At 54.7% G+C, this 256-nt stretch carries 1 pseudogene; it reads right to left on the reverse strand.

Annotated elements, in window-relative coordinates:
• Positions 1-256 (reverse strand): annotated as a pseudogene (locus WFP70_RS26610) (IS4 family transposase); the annotation flags it as partial.

Genomic DNA, 256 nt, shown 5'->3' on the forward strand with positions numbered 1-256 from the left:
CAGATGGCTGGTGACTTCCATCTGACAGACCATACGCACCTGCGGCCACTCAGAGCACTTATTAATATTGGCCGTTCGCCCGAAGGCGGCATCATTTTCTGGTGTATCAGGGGTGCGCCATACGGTGCCATCCACCGCCATCAGAGTCAGTCCGTTCCAGTGAGACAGCGGGGTCTTTTCAAACCACAGGCGCTGTGTTTTCTCAAACATCAGCCGGATAACATCTTCTCCAAATCGCTGCCGGGCCTGCACAACT

The sequence above is a fragment of the Pantoea sp. USMM079 genome, assembly GCF_037153115.1.
In the GTDB taxonomy this organism is placed as follows: domain Bacteria; phylum Pseudomonadota; class Gammaproteobacteria; order Enterobacterales; family Enterobacteriaceae; genus Pantoea; species Pantoea communis.